The organism is Syntrophomonas sp. UBA1041 (genome assembly GCF_002316705.1).
Classification (GTDB): domain Bacteria; phylum Bacillota; class Syntrophomonadia; order Syntrophomonadales; family Syntrophomonadaceae; genus DTU019.
Genome location: NZ_DCEA01000032.1, coordinates 21,626 through 37,604 on the forward strand (window position 1 = coordinate 21,626; position 15,979 = coordinate 37,604).

Here is a 15,979-nt window from a genome sequence, read left to right on the forward strand (position 1 = left end):
TTTTAATTAAATGACGGTTAAGCTGCCAGACTTTGTACAGGGGTCTCCGATGTGACAGCATCTCAACGGCTAAAGCCTTTGATCCTCAGCTCTGGTCATAGCCTTATGTCTCGCCCCAGGGAATCAACTGATCCAGAATCTCCGTAAGGCAGATCTCACCGCACATAGCTGAAATCAGAGGGTCTAACCTGGACTCAAGCAGCTTAGAAACCGGGATCAGGCTTGGCATTAAATACCCTGCCTATCGCGTATTGATAGGCAGATACTTTGTTAAAAACTCAATAAATCCTTTCTGCATATCTTTTAGGATGCGGAAGATGAGATTAAGGTGGTATTATCTGGCGGCAGGCTGGTAAAAGTGATACATTATTTAATGAGTTTGTTTACAATGACAAAAGGTAATTAAAGATTATATAAAACGAACTCAACCTATACAATTTAAAAGAGGTGTAATGATTGGGAAACAAGCATCCCGTGGGTATATTTGATTCGGGTGTCGGAGGACTGACCGTTGTAAAAGCTTTTCTGGAACAGCTTCCCGGGGAGGATTTTATCTATTTGGGCGACACCGCCCATGTCCCCTACGGCAATAAGAGCGAGGCGCAGTTGCTGCAATACGCCCGTGATATAATGGCATATTTTCTGGAGAGAAAGGTTAAAGCCGTTCTGGTGGCTTGCGGCACACATTCCTCGGTAACCCTGCCGAAAATTCAATCTGATTATCCCGTACCCATGGTGGGGATGGTCAGGGCCGGCGCACGGGCTGCCTGTCAGAGCACTTTGAGCAAACGGGTAGGGGTGCTGGCTACGCAGGCCACGGTGAACAGCCGGGCTTACCGTACAGCTATTCAAGATATCGATCCAAACTGCCGGGTTTTTGAAGTGGCTTGCCCGCTCTTTGTGCCGCTGGTAGAAGAGGGCATACTCACCGGCGAAGAGCCCATGGCTGCCGCTAAAGAATACCTGTCGCCGCTGCTGCAGGAGCACATCGACACCCTGGTATTGGGATGCACTCACTATCCATTTCTCAAACAGGTTTTGGCTGATTTAATTGGCGAAGTCGTCTTGCTTGATCCGGCTGTCGAGGCGGTTGCAGAGATGAAAGCCATTTTGACCGGCCACAATCTGCTGCAAAGTGCCGAAAACCAGTCCCGTTCCGAGTTCCTGGTCAGCGGAAATGACCGGTCCTTTTACCGTGTAGGAAAACGGTTGTTGGGAAAGGTTATTGATGAGGTCAAAAGCATAACCCTGGCCCATTGTTGATCGGTTCGGGAGAAAGTTATGGAATTACGAGTAATAGGATGCTGGGCGCCTTATCCCCAAACCGGTGAAGCCTGCAGCGGATATCTGATAAAAGAGGGCAAGACTACCTGCCTGGTGGATTGCGGACATGGGGTGATGTCCTGCCTGGGAAAACACATCGATCCTTTTGAAATAAACCTGGTGGTGATCAGCCATTTTCATCCTGATCATTACGTTGATCTCCACGCATTCCGTCATTTGATTCGGGGCGGTCGATTGCAGGGTAAATCCGCCGGGCCTGTGGATTTATACATCCCTGATCAGCCTCGGGATCAATTCGAATACTGGCAATCAGTTCCCGAGTTTACGGTCTATCCTATACATCCTCGGCAGAAGGTATCTCATGATGAGTTGAATATAGAATTTTATCCGGTTTCCCATCCCTTGCCGACTTACGGCCTGAAGTGCCGGGCGGGAAAGTCAAGTCTGTTCTACAGCAGCGACGCTGCTGCCAGTGATGAGATGTGGGAAAATGCCCGGGAGACGGACATCCTTCTGGGCGAGGCCTCCTTCCTGGCGGCAGATGGCGAGTTGGCACACCGGTTGGGACACATGACCACCTCGGATCTGGCTCGAGGCGCCTTGCGTGCCCGACCCGGGATTCTGGTGGCTACTCATTTGTGGCCGGGTTTTGACAGGTCGGTATTGTTCGGGGAAATACAGTCAGTCTATTCCGGCCAGGTGATCATGGCTTATTGTGGATTGAAAATCAGTATTTAAGGTTCATGAAAAGGGGAGAATATGCGCGAAATACATTGTGATCAGATAACAGCCGCAGTAAGGGAATGCGTTCTCAAGGCCAATGTGGAGCTTCCCCCGGATATTAGAGAGGCTTTAAACCAGGCTTATAATCGGGAAGACAGTTCCCGGGCCCGCCAGATTCTGAAAATTTTGCTGACTAATGCCGAAATGGCTGAAGAGAAGAAAATGGCCATATGTCAGGATACCGGCCTGGTGGCGGTCAACATTGATATGGGCCAGGAGGTGCATGTGGTGGGCGGCGACATCAACCAGGCCGTCAATGAGGGCGTACGCCAGGGCTACCGGGATGGATATTTCCGCAAATCGGTGGTGAGTGATCCTTTGCAGCGCATTAACAGCGGAGACAATACCCCCGCGATTATCCATTATCAACTTTTGCCAGGCGATCATTTCAATATCACTGTACTGCCGAAAGGGGCCGGCAGTGAAAATATGGGGCAGCTCACCATGCTTAAACCGGCGCAGGGTTTGGACGGGATGCGCGATTTTGTGGTCAGGGTGGTTAAGGAGGCCGGGGCCAATGCCTGCCCTCCGTTAATTGTGGGGGTGGGCATAGGAGGTAATATGGAGATGGCCGCCTATTTAGCTAAAAAGGCCCTGCTCAGGCCAGTGGATGAACGCCATCACCGTGCGGATCTGGCTGTCCTGGAAAGCGAATTGCTGGAGGCAATAAACCGGCTCGGGTTCGGCCCCCAGGGAATGGGCGGGCAGACCAGCGCCCTGGCGGTCAATATCGAAACCTATCCGACTCATATCGCTTGCTTGCCGGTAGCGGTGAGCCTGGGCTGCCACGCCACCAGGCGCAGCAGCTGCACATTATAAACAGTGATCTGAAATGGCGGAGGAGTGTGTTTTGTGAAGAGATTGCGGGCTCCCTTGACGGAAAATGCGGTACAGAGTCTCCGGGTCGGTGATGAAATACTGATTGACGGCTATATTTACGCCGCCCGGGATGCGGCCCATAAAAGAATGATCGAAGCCATTGTTTTGGGACAGGACTTGCCGTTTGATCCTCGGGGACAAATTATTTATTATGTGGGGCCGTGTCCGGCACCCCCGGGAAAGGTGATCGGTTCAGCCGGGCCCACCACCAGCGGGCGCATGGACGCTTATACCCCTGCCTTGTTAGAGCGCGGCTTGCGGGGCATGATAGGCAAGGGCGACCGCAGCCAGGCGGTGGTGGAAGCCATGCAGCGCTTTGGCGCGGTATACCTGGCCGCCGTAGGCGGGGCCGGGGTTTACCTGGCCGAGCGCATTGTTTCCGCTCAAACCGTGGCTTATCCGGAGCTGGGACCGGAAGCCCTGTTAAGACTGGAGGTGCGGTCGTTCCCGTGTATCGTGGCTATTGACTCATATGGTGATAATATATACCAAGAGGTGAGGAACAGGGTCAACTCTCAATATTACAAGGAGGAAGAAAATGACCAGAACAAACGACCGGCGCAATGATCAACTCAGGCCGATAAACATGATTCCCGGGTATGTTAAACATCCGGATGGGTCGGTGTTAATCTCCACCGGCGACACCCGGGTAATCTGTACAGCCATGGTGGAGGATAAAGTGCCTCCTTTCTTAAAGGGTGGCGGTAAAGGCTGGATAACCGCAGAATACTCACTCTTGCCAAGCTCCACTTTGACCCGTACCCACCGCGAAGCGGCTCGCGGCAAGATCGGGGGCCGTACTCACGAGATTCAAAGGCTGATCGGCCGGTCTTTACGGGCCGTGGTCGACTTGAGCAAGCTGGGCGAGAAAACCGTGTGGATTGATTGCGACGTGATTCAAGCCGACGGCGGAACCAGGACAGCATCTATCACCGGAGGGTTTGCGGCCCTGGCCCTGGCTATGCAAAAATGTCTTGACCAGGGCGTTATCAAGGAATGGCCTATTGTGGACCATGTGGCCGCGATCAGTGTAGGGATGGTTGACAGCCAGCTGATGCTGGACCTTGAATATGTGGAGGATTCCCGGGCTGAGGTAGACATGAATGTAGTTATGACCGGAAGCGGCGATTTTATAGAAGTTCAAGGGACTGCGGAAGGCAAACCCTACAGCCGCACTGATCTCGATGAAATGCTTAGTCTGGCCTGGGGGGGAATCGAGGAACTCATCGCCATGCAAAAGCATATATTGGGGGCATAAGTGTGAAAAAAATGCTCATTTTAGCTACCCGTAACCAGCACAAACAACGTGAGTTGGAAGAATTGCTGGCGCCTCTGGGGTTTGAGGTGAAAAGCCTGGCCGATTTTCCGGATTTTCCTGAAGTCGAAGAGGATGGCCGGAGCTTTGAAGAAAATGCTGCCAAAAAAGCCCGGATCACCGCTATGTACACTGGTTTGACCAGCCTGGCCGATGACTCCGGCCTGGAGGTGGCAGCCCTGGGGGGACAGCCCGGAATCTATTCAGCTCGCTTTGCTGGTGAGCAGGGTAATGACGAGGCCAACAACCGGAAACTGTTAAGACTGATGAAAGAATTCCCGGCAAAACAGCGCCAGGCTCGCTTCGTATGTGTGGTGGCGGTAAGCGGCCCCGATGGGGAGACCCAAACCGTAATGGGAGTATGCGACGGCCAGATTGCGTTCGAACCCGAGGGCGCCGCGGGCTTCGGCTATGATCCTCTTTTTATTCCCGCGGGCTATACCCGAACTTTTGCAGAGTTGAGCGCGGAAGAAAAGAACCTTATCAGTCACCGGGCACAGGCCTTGAAAAAACTGCCGGGCTTGCTTGCCAGCCAAGCCTAGGCTATATAAGGGAGGCCATCCAGTGAGGATTGCGGTAATCGGTGATACTCACGGTCGTATTACCGGTATATGCAGGGCTCTGGCTAAAAACCCGCCTGATCATCTCATCCACACCGGGGATTTTTACGCTGATGCCTGCAAAATAGCTGAGACATTAAACCGGCCTTTCCATGCCGTAAGCGGTAATTGTGACGCCAAAAAAGACGGACCTGCCGAACTGCTCCTGAAGTTGGCCGGCAGGCGGATATATGTAGTGCACGGCCATCAATACGGGGTTAAAAAGAATTTGAATAACATTTATTATCGCGGCCAGGAGATGGAAGCCGATATAGTCATATTCGGGCACACCCATGTACCGTTTTGCGAAAAGCTCGGCGAGTTGTGGCTGCTTAACCCCGGCAGCGCTTCACGGCCCCGGCTCACCAAACTGGGCCGGTACATTTGTCTCAATGTTGAGGAGCAAGCAATCAACCCTGAGATATGCAAGATAAAGCCTTAAACGGAGAAAATAATGGTTACAGTCCGAAACGATTAGGGGATGGAATTGATGTATGATATTATAATCATCGGTGCGGGGCCGGGGGGTTATGTAGCTGCCATCAGGGCCCGGCAATTGGGCCTAAAGGTGCTGCTGATAGAGAAGGCGCAGGTGGGCGGCACTTGTTTGAACCGGGGCTGCATACCTACCAAAGCCTATCATAAAGATGCGCACTTTATCAAAGACCTGGCCAAAAGCCCGCAGTTTGGAGTCACCCTTTCCGGCTGGCAATTCAGCCTGGCTCAGGCCTGGGAAAACAAGCAAAAGGTGGTCGAGACCCTGGTTGCGGGAATACGACGCCTTTTGCAGGCCTATGGAATTGAGGTCCTGCAGGCTCAGGCCGGCCTGGTGGACGGCCACACGGTTTTGGCGGACGGGGTCCAGCATCACGGCAGGTTTATTCTGCTGGCGACCGGCTCAATACCGGCGGTTTTGGATGTTCCGGGAATGGACTTGCCCGGGGTTATGAATAGTGATGAAATCCTGGATCTCCAAGAGCTCCCGGCGAGAATGGTCATTATCGGCGGCGGGGTGATCGGGCTGGAGTTTGCGAGTATATTCCAGTCCTTTGGCAGTCAGGTTACGGTTATCGAGTACCTTCCAGCACTGCTCAATACTCTGGATGAGGAATTGGGCAAACGCCTCGGGGTTTTTCTGAAAAGGCAGGGCATTCATGTTATGACCTCAACCGGGGTGCAAAAGATTGAGCTTGAGAAGGACGGCCTCTTAGTCAAGGCGGAAGGCAAAAAAGGCGCTGTTCAGGTGGAAAGCGACGCGGTTCTGGTTGCTGCCGGGCGGCTGCCTTTCACAGCAGGGCTTAATCTGGATCGAGCCGGTATCAAAACCGGGCCCAAGGGCTTTGTTCAGGTCGATCATACCTATAAAACTTCTCTGCACAATGTATATGCCATCGGGGATGTGATCGGGGGACAGATGCTGGCCCATGTAGCCTCGGAAGAGGGGATTGCGGCGGTTGAATCCATGGCCGGAATAAGAAGCCGTTCTGCCAGCCCGCTGGTACCCTCATGCGTATTCACTATCCCGGAGATAGCCTCGGTGGGCCTCAGTGAACAACAGGCCAAAGAACGGGGCATGAAGTACCGCAGCGGCAAGTTCCAGTTTGCTGCCAACGGGAAAGCCCTGACCATGGCGGAGAGCGATGGCGTAGTTAAAGTCCTGGTGGATGAAGACGATGTAATTATCGGGGTTCATATTATAGGGCCCCATGCCAGCGATCTCATTATGGAGGGTCTGGCTCTGATGGAGCAAGGGGCTACCCGGGGACAGGCCGTCGATATGATCCATCCCCACCCCACCTTGAGTGAAGCCCTGCGGGAGGCTATTCTGGACGCCGGCGGGGAAGCCATACACCTGGCGCCTGCCAGGAAATAAAAGCGATTTAGAGGAGAGCTATCAATGCTGCAGATCATTAATCCCTCACGTGACCCTTATTTCAATATGGCCCTGGAGGATTATCTGGTCCATTCAGATATTAAAGAAGACCTCTTCGTACTGTGGCAGAACCGGCCTACAGTAGTGGTGGGCAGGCATCAGAACAGCCATGCGGAAATCAACCTGCCCTATGTGCGTGAAAAGGGCATCGCCGTGGTGCGGCGCCTATCAGGCGGGGGCGCGGTGTATCATGATGAGGGCAATCTCAACTTCACCTTTATCACTGCAGCTTCGGGAATGAAACTGGATTTTGCCGCCTTTACCGTTCCGGTTATCGAGGCGTTGCATCAATTGGGGGTGCCGGCTGTGCATACCGGCCGCAATGACATCGTTATCAAGGGACGCAAGTTTTCGGGCAATGCCCAGTATCGCTTCAAGGACCGCCTCATGCACCATGGCACTATATTATTCGATTCTAACCTGGAGGATGTGAGCCAGGCCCTGCAGGCCGATGAAAGCAAGACCATCGCCAGGGGCATAGCCTCAGTGCGCAGCCGGGTGACTAACATAGCCGAGCATTTAGATCTGCCTTTATCGTTAGAGGAATTTAAAAATATGCTGGTTGACAATATACTCCGTCACAGTAGTTTTAGCCGGCAAAGAGAGCTGAACCATTTGGAAACAGCGGCAGTAGAAGCCTTGCGGGACAGCAAATATACCAGCTGGGATTGGAATTACGGCCATTCCCCGCAATTCAGCCAGCGCAGAAAAGCCCAGTTCCCCTGGGGGAGTATGGAGGCCCTGTTGTTGGTCAAGCAGGGGAAAGTGGCCATATGCAGATTTTTCGGGGACTTTTTTACCATTGCAGATCTATCCATTCTGGAAAACGCCTTGCTGGGCAGGCCCTTGCAGGAAGAAGCTGTCGGGGAGGTCTTAGCGGCTCTTGACCCCGGCGCCATCATCCCCGGTGCCAGTGTAGAGCAGATCATGAGTCTTCTGATCGAATAGTTATCATTTATTTATATTTGGTTCCGGGTGATCCCTTCAACACCGGAATCTTTCATTTTCAGAGCCTCGGTTATGGTCATACAGCTCTTATCAGATCCGGGACTCGGAGAGGTTGTTTATCCTTCATTGTTGCAGGATATTGTCCAGGGACTGCTTTGCGCTCAAGGCCCCGGCAAAAAGATCTCCTGTCTGCTTGAGGCGTTGAGGGATACTTAAGATGTCGAAATCTTCGGGTTTGACCTGGCGGATTTCTTCCCGGCGCAGCAGCGCGGATACGGTAGCCTGAGGACGCGGGCGGACGCTTCATCGGTTGGGAAACGAGCCGGGCATTCATGAAGTCTTGGCCTTTGCCGCCGGTTTTTGTTTCTTTTTTCTCACTTTGGAGGCCGTTTCCTTACCGTCAGGGTGACGGTCCTCTTGAGAGAGTTTTACGCTTTCGCGCAGGGCCTCCATCAAATCCACAATGTTGCTGGGCTGAGCCGGCCGATCCGGGGTTACCAGTTCTTGATCGTTTACCTTGGCAGTGATCAGCTCCCATAAAGCCTGGCGATAGTCATCCTGATATTTATCTGGGTCAAAATGGGAGGAAAGGTTTTCTATCAGACTCACTGCCATCTTAACCTCGTTTTCGTGCAAGAGATCTTCGTTGACTCCCGGGGACAGGGACTGAACACTTCTGATTTCGTCGGGATAAAAGATGGTTTCCATGACCAGCCATTGATCTTTTACGCGCAATACCGCCAGGGCAGATTTGCTGCGGATTACCACTTTGGCTATCGCTATCCTGCCGGTTTCCCTCATGGCCTTCACCAAAAGGGCATACGCCTTCTCGCCGCCGGGGCTGGCCTGTAAATAATAACTCTTATCGTAATAAATGGGGTCCACCTCAGACAATTCCACAAAATCCAGGATATCCACCGTCTTGGTATTGACTGCAGGGATGCGTTCCAAGTCCTCATCGGCAATCACCACATAACTGCCTTTGTGATATTCATAGCCGCGCACGATATCATTGCTGCTGATTTCCTTTTCGCAGCGCGGACAGTACTTGTGATATTCCACCGGCCCCAGGCATTCCTTGTGCAGAAACTTAAACTTGATATCTTTATGCTCGGTGGCGGCATACATGTTGACCGGGATGTTGACCAGCCCGAAACTGACCGCGCCTTTCCATAGAGTTTTCATGTCTATCACCCATCCTTTGCTGATATCTTTAGCATTCATAAGCAGGCGGGTAATTATGCTTGACGGACAAAAATCAAACTAGTTGGTAGGCAGTATATTGTCATCAGGAAAATTTTAAGTTATATTGGTCGAGGGTTGATATAGCTGTTTTATAGAGGGGAAGGGATGTTACACATGGGTATATTACCGGATTATATTGGGGTATCAGCTTTTGGTCTCAAAATGGGAGTCATTGTTCCCGGCAGCGATGTGGTATCGATGGTAGGCGAAGTCCTAAGTAAATGCGCCCGGGACGGTTTTCTGGATGATGGTGATACGGTGTGTGTGACTGAATCGGTAGTAGCGCGAGCACAGAATAACTATGTAACTACAGACGATATCGCCGAAGAGGTCAGGAAGAAGTTGCAAGTCGGGCCTCAAGGGCGGATCGGGGTTTTATTCCCCATACTCAGCCGCAACCGGTTTTCCTTGGTTTTAAAGGGGCTGGCCGCCGCCGTTCCTCAGGGAGAAGTAGTGATACAATTATCCTATCCCACTGACGAAGTAGGCAACCAGCTGTTGCCGTTTGATTTCCATGAAACCCTGGGCAAGTGCGAAGGCGATACGATTCTTCTTGAAGATATTGGAGAGGAGCGCTTTCTGCATCCCATCACCCAGGTTGATTACATCGCATTATACGAGCAAATCGTCAATGAACAGGGAGCGGCCTGCCAAATGATCCTGTGCAATGACCCTGCTCATCTGGCCGGTTATGAATTGGACGGAGTGGTCGTAGCCAATATCCATAACCGCTTTCGTACCAGAGCCAAACTGGATGCCAAAGGGGTTAATTGCATAACGCTGCAGGACATCTGCAACAGCGGTCCCAAGAGCTGGTCAGAATGGGGCGTATTAGGGAGCAATCTCTCTTCCGGAGACAAGCTGAAGCTGGCTCCGCGCGACTGCGACCGGTTAGCAGACCAGATTCAGAAGCGGGTTCAGCAAGATCTGAACAAAAATGTGGAAGTCATCATATACGGGGACGGGGCTTACTGTGATCCCTCCACCGGGATCTACGAACTGGCCGACCCTCAGCCCGCCTTCGGAATGACCGCGGGCTTGCGCGGCAAATATCGCGAGGGGCTGAAGTATAAATATCTGGTGGATAAAATGCTGGATGAAGGCTACGATATTGAGACAATCGCCCAGCATATTCATGCTCGCAAAGATGAACAGCTGGACCGCAGCAGCATAGAAACCGAGGGTACAACTCCCAGAAAATCCGAGGATCTGTTATCAAGTCTGGCGGATCTGGTCAGCGGATCGGCTGATGCCGGAACGCCTTGTATACTAATCAAAGGATTTCTGCAAAAATGATAAGACACTCATAATATAAGATAAGGCCGTTTCCCGGATTCCAGCGGGGAACGGCTTTTTTGGTGCGCCGCGTGCCCAGATAAGCACGCACTGTCCAGCCGGTGCAGTTAGGTTATAAAGTATACAGTTAGGATCATCTTTATGTTTAGTTGTCGAAACAGTCTTGCACACACGATACTTGCCTTGCCGGTAATTATATTGTTCAGGATATAAATAGATACTGAATCCTTTAGATTCTTGTGGCAAAACAGTAACTCGTGAGTGTGTAAAATAAATTGTGGTGCGGCCGGGAAATGGCATATTGTTTAGCAGGTGGAACCCCTGCCTGGCAAACCCTGAGTCGGGGAGCCAGTAGCGAGTCTTGGAGCAGTATGAGTAATCATACTGTTTAAGCGTAGACAGTCAGGTAATAGGCCCGAAGCCCTTAAAGGCGAGTGATTGAGCCTCGAAAAGTTTACAAACACGGGAAGGTCGACCGGGTCACAAACCGGGAAGACAGGATTGCTCCAGGCGCTAATGACGAGCATGGCGCAACTTCCCCGGGGTCGAAGAGCCGGGCATGTTACACAATGACAATATGGCAACCCGGGAGACCCTGCTAGCCCTTGCCTAGGCAAGTATGGCGTACAACCGATAAAAAGGAAGGAACCCAAATGGCAAGCAGGGAGTCGGATAGCTGAATAGTACTGATGAAAACGGGTAATTCCGGACGAGGGAAGGCAGCTACACACAGTCGACCTTGTTAGGGAAACATTTACTACACACAGGGGTAGATTATAAATGGAAACAAAACTAGCAAGGATAGCGGAAATAGCAAAGCAGAGGCCCAAAGAAGAGTTCACCTCACTGTACCACCTTATGAATCCCATGATGCTCAAAGAATGCCACTGCCAACTGGCGGGTAACAAGTCAGCCGGAATTGACGGAGTGACTAAGAGAGAATACTCAGCCGATCTGGATAGCAACATCGAAGGGCTTGTTCAAAGGCTAAGGACACACAGCTATAAACCGAAGCCTGCGAAAAGGACATACATACCCAAAGCTGGAGGCAAAGAAATGCGTCCATTGGGTATACCTGCGCATGAGGACAAGATCGTTCAGATGGGACTATCAAAGATATTAACGGCGATTTACGAGCAGGATTTTCTCCCTGTTTCCTACGGTTTTAGGCCGGGTAGAGGATGTCATGATGCTCTTAGAGAACTGAACAAGACCATTGTTGAAGGCAAGATTAATTATGTTGTCGATGCCGATATAAAGGGATTCTTCAACAATATCAACCATGAATGGATGAACAAATTCGTTGCCTTAAGGATAATTTCCGCCAGTTTGTCTTTATTTATTGGTTTTAATAAATAATCATAAGGATGGACCATAAATGAATCCAAGGCATATTTACTATAGCCGGTTATAAACACAAACACTGTATTAGGACTCACTGACGAAATCATTTCTGCGGTTTGGATTCCATCAAACCTATCTTCAGGTTTCAGTTCAATATCCAAAAGTGCAATGTCCGGCATGTGTTTTTTTGCAGCTTTGATTGCATCCTGTGAATTATTTACTGAAAAGACTGCATCCACCATAAAGTGATTACCTACGAAAGCCTCTAAGAATTCTAAAGTGTATCTTTCATCTTCTAAAATAAGAACAGTACTCATAAGCTGGCTTCCCTCTTACTTCAAGCATTTTGACAACTCTGTTCATAAAGAATGAATCATGTATTACAGTAAATGATATACTTGATTTTTAGGAAGAAACTGACACCAGCAATAACTAGAGATCAACGAAGATTTTGAAATAGGCACTTTGAAATTAAATAAACCAAATCCCACCTCTTCATTAAGCTTGTCTGAGGCACAAAAACCCTACTGCAAGATACAGTGGTATTGCATCCATCTTTTGCCCTCCGAATTATCTTCTGCTTAATTGTACGGGCCAGTTACTAACAATATTTTCGTTAAGAACAGCAATAATCCTGCATAATAATGACAAAATATCCAAATCCAGCATTAATTGTCCATTTATGTGTTTAATTTGCATAACGCGCCGCAACTTTTTCTTTATTATAGTTTATGGCGGCTGGTACATTGTTAAAACTAAATGGCAAATTAATGCAACATATGGACTTTTTATATAATTTGCCTTGAAATGATAAAAATGGGTGTTAGGATTGGAAAGTAGGAAGATAGATTAAATAATATTTTTGAAAGGGGGGTGATATACATGCTTTACTAAATTCCCGTAATTCCACTAGCCTATGAAGGATGGTATCGCCAAGGAAACTCTCAGTCAGATATCCGGGGAATGAGAAGTAACTATTATTGTAATGTTTGAAACAAATAATGAAATGGAGGGATAATTTTGAAAAAACGAATGATTTGTATGATTATTGTATTTTTATTCATTATGAGTTGCCCTAATCAAAGCTTTGCATTAAATGAAAGACCTGTAAATGTTGATTCAAAGGTTTTTCGGGAAATGTATAGTGATCAATTTGATCTCAATAATGAGATAGACATTAATAATTGTGAAAAGGTGCCTGATTATATTGAAAAAGTAATTGATGCACGATTAGATGTCGGTAAATCCCAATCTATTAAATCAACGTGGAATTTAAATATGGGGTTAGATACAACATATCTTTCAGCTAATGATGGTGATGCCTATTGCGATGTATGGGCCGGAAGTGAATCAGATGGGGATTATTTATATAATTGGGATACAGACCAGAATGTTAATTACGGGGGTTGGGCTGACGCTAAAACTTATCTGATTTCCACTTTTGGCAGCGGTGACCAATTTGAAGGTGCGGCTATCGCATGGGTAGGAAATGAATTCAAAGTTCTTGGTACACAAGCTGAAAGAACTTGCAGAGTCACTTTTTATGGAGATTATTCTGGACAAGTAAGCCACATGTCAGATGCTTTAGCAAGAAGTAAGATTATACTTAGAATTATTGATCGAAGTGACAGCAATAAAAAAATTATGGATGGGGTAATAAATACTAGTCCTTCCGGTACAATTAATCATTATGGTACTGTTACCTTAAAAAAAGATCATATTTATGAATTTCAAATGATGATCTGGACAGAAGGACATGTTGATGATCCATTGCCAAGTATTTATGCTAGTACTGCTCTTTCAAATTACTGGAGTGATGGACTGGAAGGATATGGATTAGATTATTCTGGTATAGAATTTGACTGGCAATAATATTTCAAAATGGCTATCTTATTTAGGGATAGCCTTCTTTTCTGGAAAATATTATAATAGTAATCTAATCTGATCAGCAAGATAGGTTGAAAGGGTGGCTATTGGTATGATAATGGGACCAAAAGCTCTTTTTAATGTATTAATTAAATTAATAGGCGTAATTACTATAGCTTATATTCTAATGGATCTAATGAATATATTAAGTGGTTTGGGTTATTCCGGATTATATTCCGCAAAGTCATTATATTTAATAATCATGTTTGTATTCGGCCTATATTTGCTTCAAAATGATAACTGGTTTTTTGTTATTGGAACTAAAACCACTAATTTATCATTTGCAACCGAATATACCATACAAAACATAGTGCTTCTTTGCCTAAAACTAATTGGTATAGTCTTAATGACGATACAATTTAGCTCCTTGTTGGACTTTATACAGTTTTATATTAGTACAGATTCTGTGGAACTAAGCTCGTCAATCTGGTTGATGACTATCAATATAGTATTACTATTATTGGGGTGTGCTTTATTAATATTGAATCCAATTAAAATTGATAATGAAGATAAGTAGTATTTTGCATTTCAAGATTTACCATGGGGCTTCCATCAGTCTCGTTTATGGTTGCCGGAAAGGTCTTCAGCATTTCATTGAAGATGCTGTCCGCGTGGCTGTTTCGGAGGTTGTGTGTTCCTGAAGTGTTATATTGCCAGTGGGAGAATCATATGAATGGAATTAAAAGAAACATCATTGGAGTATTCATATGTGCATTAATGTTGTTTGTGATAGGCTGTATTAATCAAATACCTGACGGAAAGACAGATGCTCAGCCTGATTTAACGAATGTATTAACCCGTGTTGAAATTGAAAGAGCACTAGGCGAAAGAGGATTTCACCCTGCAAAGACTATGGAAGATGATGGACGGAAAAGAAGCTTTGCTTTATGGTAAGGGCAAAAACTGGGAGGCGCAGGCATTTGTTGAATACTACCAGAATTGGTACGAAGATAAAGACGGTGGAATTCGCGCTGACCAATTATCCGAACAAAACCTAAAAGTCAGATATTGCGGGCCTCAAAAATGAAAAGCCCCAGTTAATACAGTATGAATATAAAAGCCCCGCTGGTACTGGAAGGGGATCTTTTCGGACTATATCCGCAGATAAAGATGGGTAAAGGTTAGGAGCATCGCAAGTGGTGGTTTTATACCGGATTCCAAGACTGTTTGTGCTCTAAATCTGGTATGGGGCAACAATAATGAAACGATTCATATGACACCCAAAACTAATTAAACAAGATGTGTAGGAAGACCGCACCTTCATTTTGAGCTTCCCGCCAGCTCATGATTTATATTTCCCAAGGTAATCTGGCATGTGAGATCAATAACAGAATTTGTCTATACAATGCTGCATAGGCAGGATTTTGCATATCAATGTCAAATATTCTTTGAAAAAGTACTCTTCGCAGGATCAAGATGAGGTGATACTATTTGAAAAAGGGTTTTTCACTGCTGGGACTACCGGTTATTGCCATTAAAGAGGGCAAAGAAGTGGGGCGGGTTATGGATCTTCTGGTGAACCCGCGCAGTCTCAAGCTGGAATTCTTTTTGGTGGGCCGACAAAGCAAATATATTGATCTGCGTTTACTGGATTTTCTGAAGGTGGTAGGGCTGGGCGAATATGCAGTCACTACCGAAAATGAACAGGAACTGCATCAGATAGATGAAGTTCCGGCCGTCAGAAGCTGCCTGGAGGCCAGTATCGACATTATGGATAAAATGGTCCTGACCCGCAGCGGCAACCTGGAAGGCGTGATTGAGGACATATTTATTGACGAGCCCAGCGGTGCCATTGTGCAACTGGATTATAAGAACCTGCGCAACAATATGCAATTACAGAGCATCGCCAGCCAGGATATCATCAGTTTGGGCCAGGATGTGCTGATTATCAAAGAACGCCAGCAGGTACAGGGCAAAGGCCGCTCCTCTGTGACCGCTTTAACCACCCCTTCGTCATCTCATAAAAAACAAGGAGCGGTGCTTTTTAAACAAAAACAACGTCAATTTTTGATGGGCAAAGAAGTACAAAAGGATATTAAAGACCATAAAAACCAGGTGATTATTCCCAAGGGTACGGTGGTTACGGGAGAGGTTTTGGATGTGGCCGAAGGCCACGACCGCTTCGTGGAACTGACCCAGTGGGCCCGCTGATCCAGTATGTTATGAGCCTTAAAGCTTTTGATATGTTATAATTAGGTTCAGTTCCGATGACGGGAGGATAGTGTTATGGATGAATTGATCAAAATCGTTAAAATGGAAACGATGAGGACCTTTTTATGGGTATTTATTTCATCCGCGGTGGCCATGGCGGTATACTATTTAGTATGGTAAATGATACGATAACGAAAACGGGAGGATAGCAGAGTATGCTCCCGTTTTTTTGATGTGTTTTTTACCGGAAAACATTTGACATGGCCCAATATTTAA

General features: G+C 47.7%; 15 protein-coding genes and 2 pseudogenes. 14 read left to right on the forward strand and 3 right to left on the reverse strand.

Annotated features, from left to right (window positions below):
* Positions 1–456 precede the first annotated feature (456 nt).
* The 9 genes from murI to lplA are packed head-to-tail and all read left to right on the forward strand — an operon-like array spanning position 457 to position 7,741.
* Positions 457–1,263, forward strand: coding sequence for a glutamate racemase (gene murI / locus B2633_RS05510; protein WP_483169667.1), 807 nt, complete (start codon positions 457–459; stop codon positions 1,261–1,263).
* An 18-nt stretch (positions 1,264–1,281) separates the two neighbouring features.
* A complete protein-coding gene (locus B2633_RS05515) occupies positions 1,282–2,022 on the forward strand; it encodes an MBL fold metallo-hydrolase (RefSeq protein WP_483169668.1) in 741 nt (246 codons plus the stop codon).
* Between the two features lie 21 nt (positions 2,023–2,043).
* Positions 2,044–2,886, forward strand: coding sequence for a fumarate hydratase (locus B2633_RS05520; RefSeq protein WP_483169669.1), 843 nt, complete (start codon positions 2,044–2,046; stop codon positions 2,884–2,886).
* A 33-nt stretch (positions 2,887–2,919) separates the two neighbouring features.
* Complete coding sequence (locus B2633_RS05525; protein ID WP_483169670.1) at positions 2,920–3,513, forward strand: Fe-S-containing hydro-lyase; 594 nt, start codon at positions 2,920–2,922, stop codon at positions 3,511–3,513.
* Positions 3,485–4,204, forward strand: coding sequence for a ribonuclease PH (gene rph / locus B2633_RS05530; RefSeq protein WP_481040795.1), 720 nt, complete (start codon positions 3,485–3,487; stop codon positions 4,202–4,204). The genes B2633_RS05525 and rph overlap by 29 nt, the downstream gene beginning before the upstream one ends.
* A gap of 11 nt (positions 4,205–4,215) precedes the next feature.
* Positions 4,216–4,803 (forward strand): XTP/dITP diphosphatase, encoded by a 588-nt coding sequence (locus B2633_RS05535; RefSeq protein ID WP_483169698.1) that lies wholly within the window; start codon positions 4,216–4,218, stop codon positions 4,801–4,803.
* 22 nt (positions 4,804–4,825) lie between these two features.
* Positions 4,826–5,302, forward strand: a complete 477-nt coding sequence (locus B2633_RS05540; RefSeq protein WP_481040791.1) for a metallophosphoesterase family protein — start codon at positions 4,826–4,828, stop codon at positions 5,300–5,302.
* 48 nt (positions 5,303–5,350) lie between these two features.
* Positions 5,351–6,733: a dihydrolipoyl dehydrogenase gene (lpdA, locus tag B2633_RS05545; protein WP_483169671.1), complete on the forward strand. Its 1,383-nt coding sequence runs from the start codon at positions 5,351–5,353 to the stop codon at positions 6,731–6,733.
* A 24-nt stretch (positions 6,734–6,757) separates the two neighbouring features.
* Complete coding sequence (gene lplA, locus B2633_RS05550; protein WP_483169672.1) at positions 6,758–7,741, forward strand: lipoate--protein ligase; 984 nt, start codon at positions 6,758–6,760, stop codon at positions 7,739–7,741.
* A 123-nt stretch (positions 7,742–7,864) separates the two neighbouring features.
* Here the strand turns inward: lplA and B2633_RS05555 are convergent.
* Both B2633_RS05555 and ku read right to left on the reverse strand, forming a co-directional pair.
* Positions 7,865–8,032 (reverse strand): annotated as a pseudogene (locus tag B2633_RS05555) (non-homologous end-joining DNA ligase); the annotation flags it as partial.
* Positions 8,033–8,071: 39 nt separating this feature from the next.
* Positions 8,072–8,965 (reverse strand): non-homologous end joining protein Ku, encoded by an 894-nt coding sequence (ku, locus tag B2633_RS05560; RefSeq protein WP_483169673.1) that lies wholly within the window; start codon positions 8,963–8,965, stop codon positions 8,072–8,074.
* A 135-nt stretch (positions 8,966–9,100) separates the two neighbouring features.
* Between ku and B2633_RS05565 the strand changes: the two genes are divergently transcribed.
* Entirely contained in the window at positions 9,101–10,282 is a 1,182-nt protein-coding gene (locus B2633_RS05565) for a coenzyme F420-0:L-glutamate ligase (protein ID WP_483169674.1), read from the forward strand.
* Positions 10,283–11,062: 780 nt separating this feature from the next.
* Complete coding sequence (locus B2633_RS05570) at positions 11,063–11,641, forward strand: reverse transcriptase domain-containing protein (RefSeq protein WP_483169675.1); 579 nt, start codon at positions 11,063–11,065, stop codon at positions 11,639–11,641.
* Between the two features lie 14 nt (positions 11,642–11,655).
* Here B2633_RS05570 and B2633_RS05575 read toward each other — a convergent pair.
* Positions 11,656–11,943: pseudogene (locus B2633_RS05575) on the reverse strand (LytR/AlgR family response regulator transcription factor); the annotation flags it as partial.
* Positions 11,944–12,646: 703 nt separating this feature from the next.
* Between B2633_RS05575 and B2633_RS05580 the strand changes: the two are divergent.
* The 3 genes from B2633_RS05580 to B2633_RS05590 all read left to right on the forward strand — a co-directional run bounded on the left by B2633_RS05580 (position 12,647) and on the right by B2633_RS05590 (position 15,703).
* Entirely contained in the window at positions 12,647–13,498 is an 852-nt protein-coding gene (locus tag B2633_RS05580) for a hypothetical protein (RefSeq protein WP_483169676.1), read from the forward strand.
* 723 nt (positions 13,499–14,221) lie between these two features.
* The gene (locus B2633_RS05585) at positions 14,222–14,446 is read left to right on the forward strand and encodes a hypothetical protein (RefSeq protein ID WP_483169677.1); all 225 of its coding nucleotides are present in this window, start codon (positions 14,222–14,224) and stop codon (positions 14,444–14,446) included.
* Positions 14,447–14,983: 537 nt separating this feature from the next.
* Positions 14,984–15,703 carry a PRC-barrel domain-containing protein gene (locus B2633_RS05590; RefSeq protein ID WP_483169678.1) on the forward strand — a complete coding sequence of 240 codons (720 nt, stop codon included), beginning with the start codon at positions 14,984–14,986 and terminating at the stop codon, positions 15,701–15,703.
* The last annotated feature ends 276 nt before the right edge of the window (positions 15,704–15,979 follow it).

Bases quoted from the DNA above. Each gene is read 5' to 3' on its own strand.
- B2633_RS05515 (WP_483169668.1), top strand. From the start codon at position 1,282: ATGGAATTACGAGTAATAGGATGCTGGGCGCCTTATCCCCAAACCGGT.
- B2633_RS05520 (WP_483169669.1), top strand. From the start codon at position 2,044: ATGCGCGAAATACATTGTGATCAGATAACAGCCGCAGTAAGGGAATGC.
- rph (WP_481040795.1), top strand. From the start codon at position 3,485: ATGACCAGAACAAACGACCGGCGCAATGATCAACTCAGGCCGATAAAC.
- B2633_RS05535 (WP_483169698.1), top strand. From the start codon at position 4,216: ATGCTCATTTTAGCTACCCGTAACCAGCACAAACAACGTGAGTTGGAA.
- lpdA (WP_483169671.1), top strand. From the start codon at position 5,351: ATGTATGATATTATAATCATCGGTGCGGGGCCGGGGGGTTATGTAGCT.
- lplA (WP_483169672.1), top strand. From the start codon at position 6,758: ATGCTGCAGATCATTAATCCCTCACGTGACCCTTATTTCAATATGGCC.
- ku (WP_483169673.1), bottom strand. From the start codon at position 8,965: ATGAATGCTAAAGATATCAGCAAAGGATGGGTGATAGACATGAAAACT.
- B2633_RS05565 (WP_483169674.1), top strand. From the start codon at position 9,101: ATGGGTATATTACCGGATTATATTGGGGTATCAGCTTTTGGTCTCAAA.
- B2633_RS05570 (WP_483169675.1), top strand. From the start codon at position 11,063: ATGGAAACAAAACTAGCAAGGATAGCGGAAATAGCAAAGCAGAGGCCC.
- B2633_RS05585 (WP_483169677.1), top strand. From the start codon at position 14,222: ATGAATGGAATTAAAAGAAACATCATTGGAGTATTCATATGTGCATTA.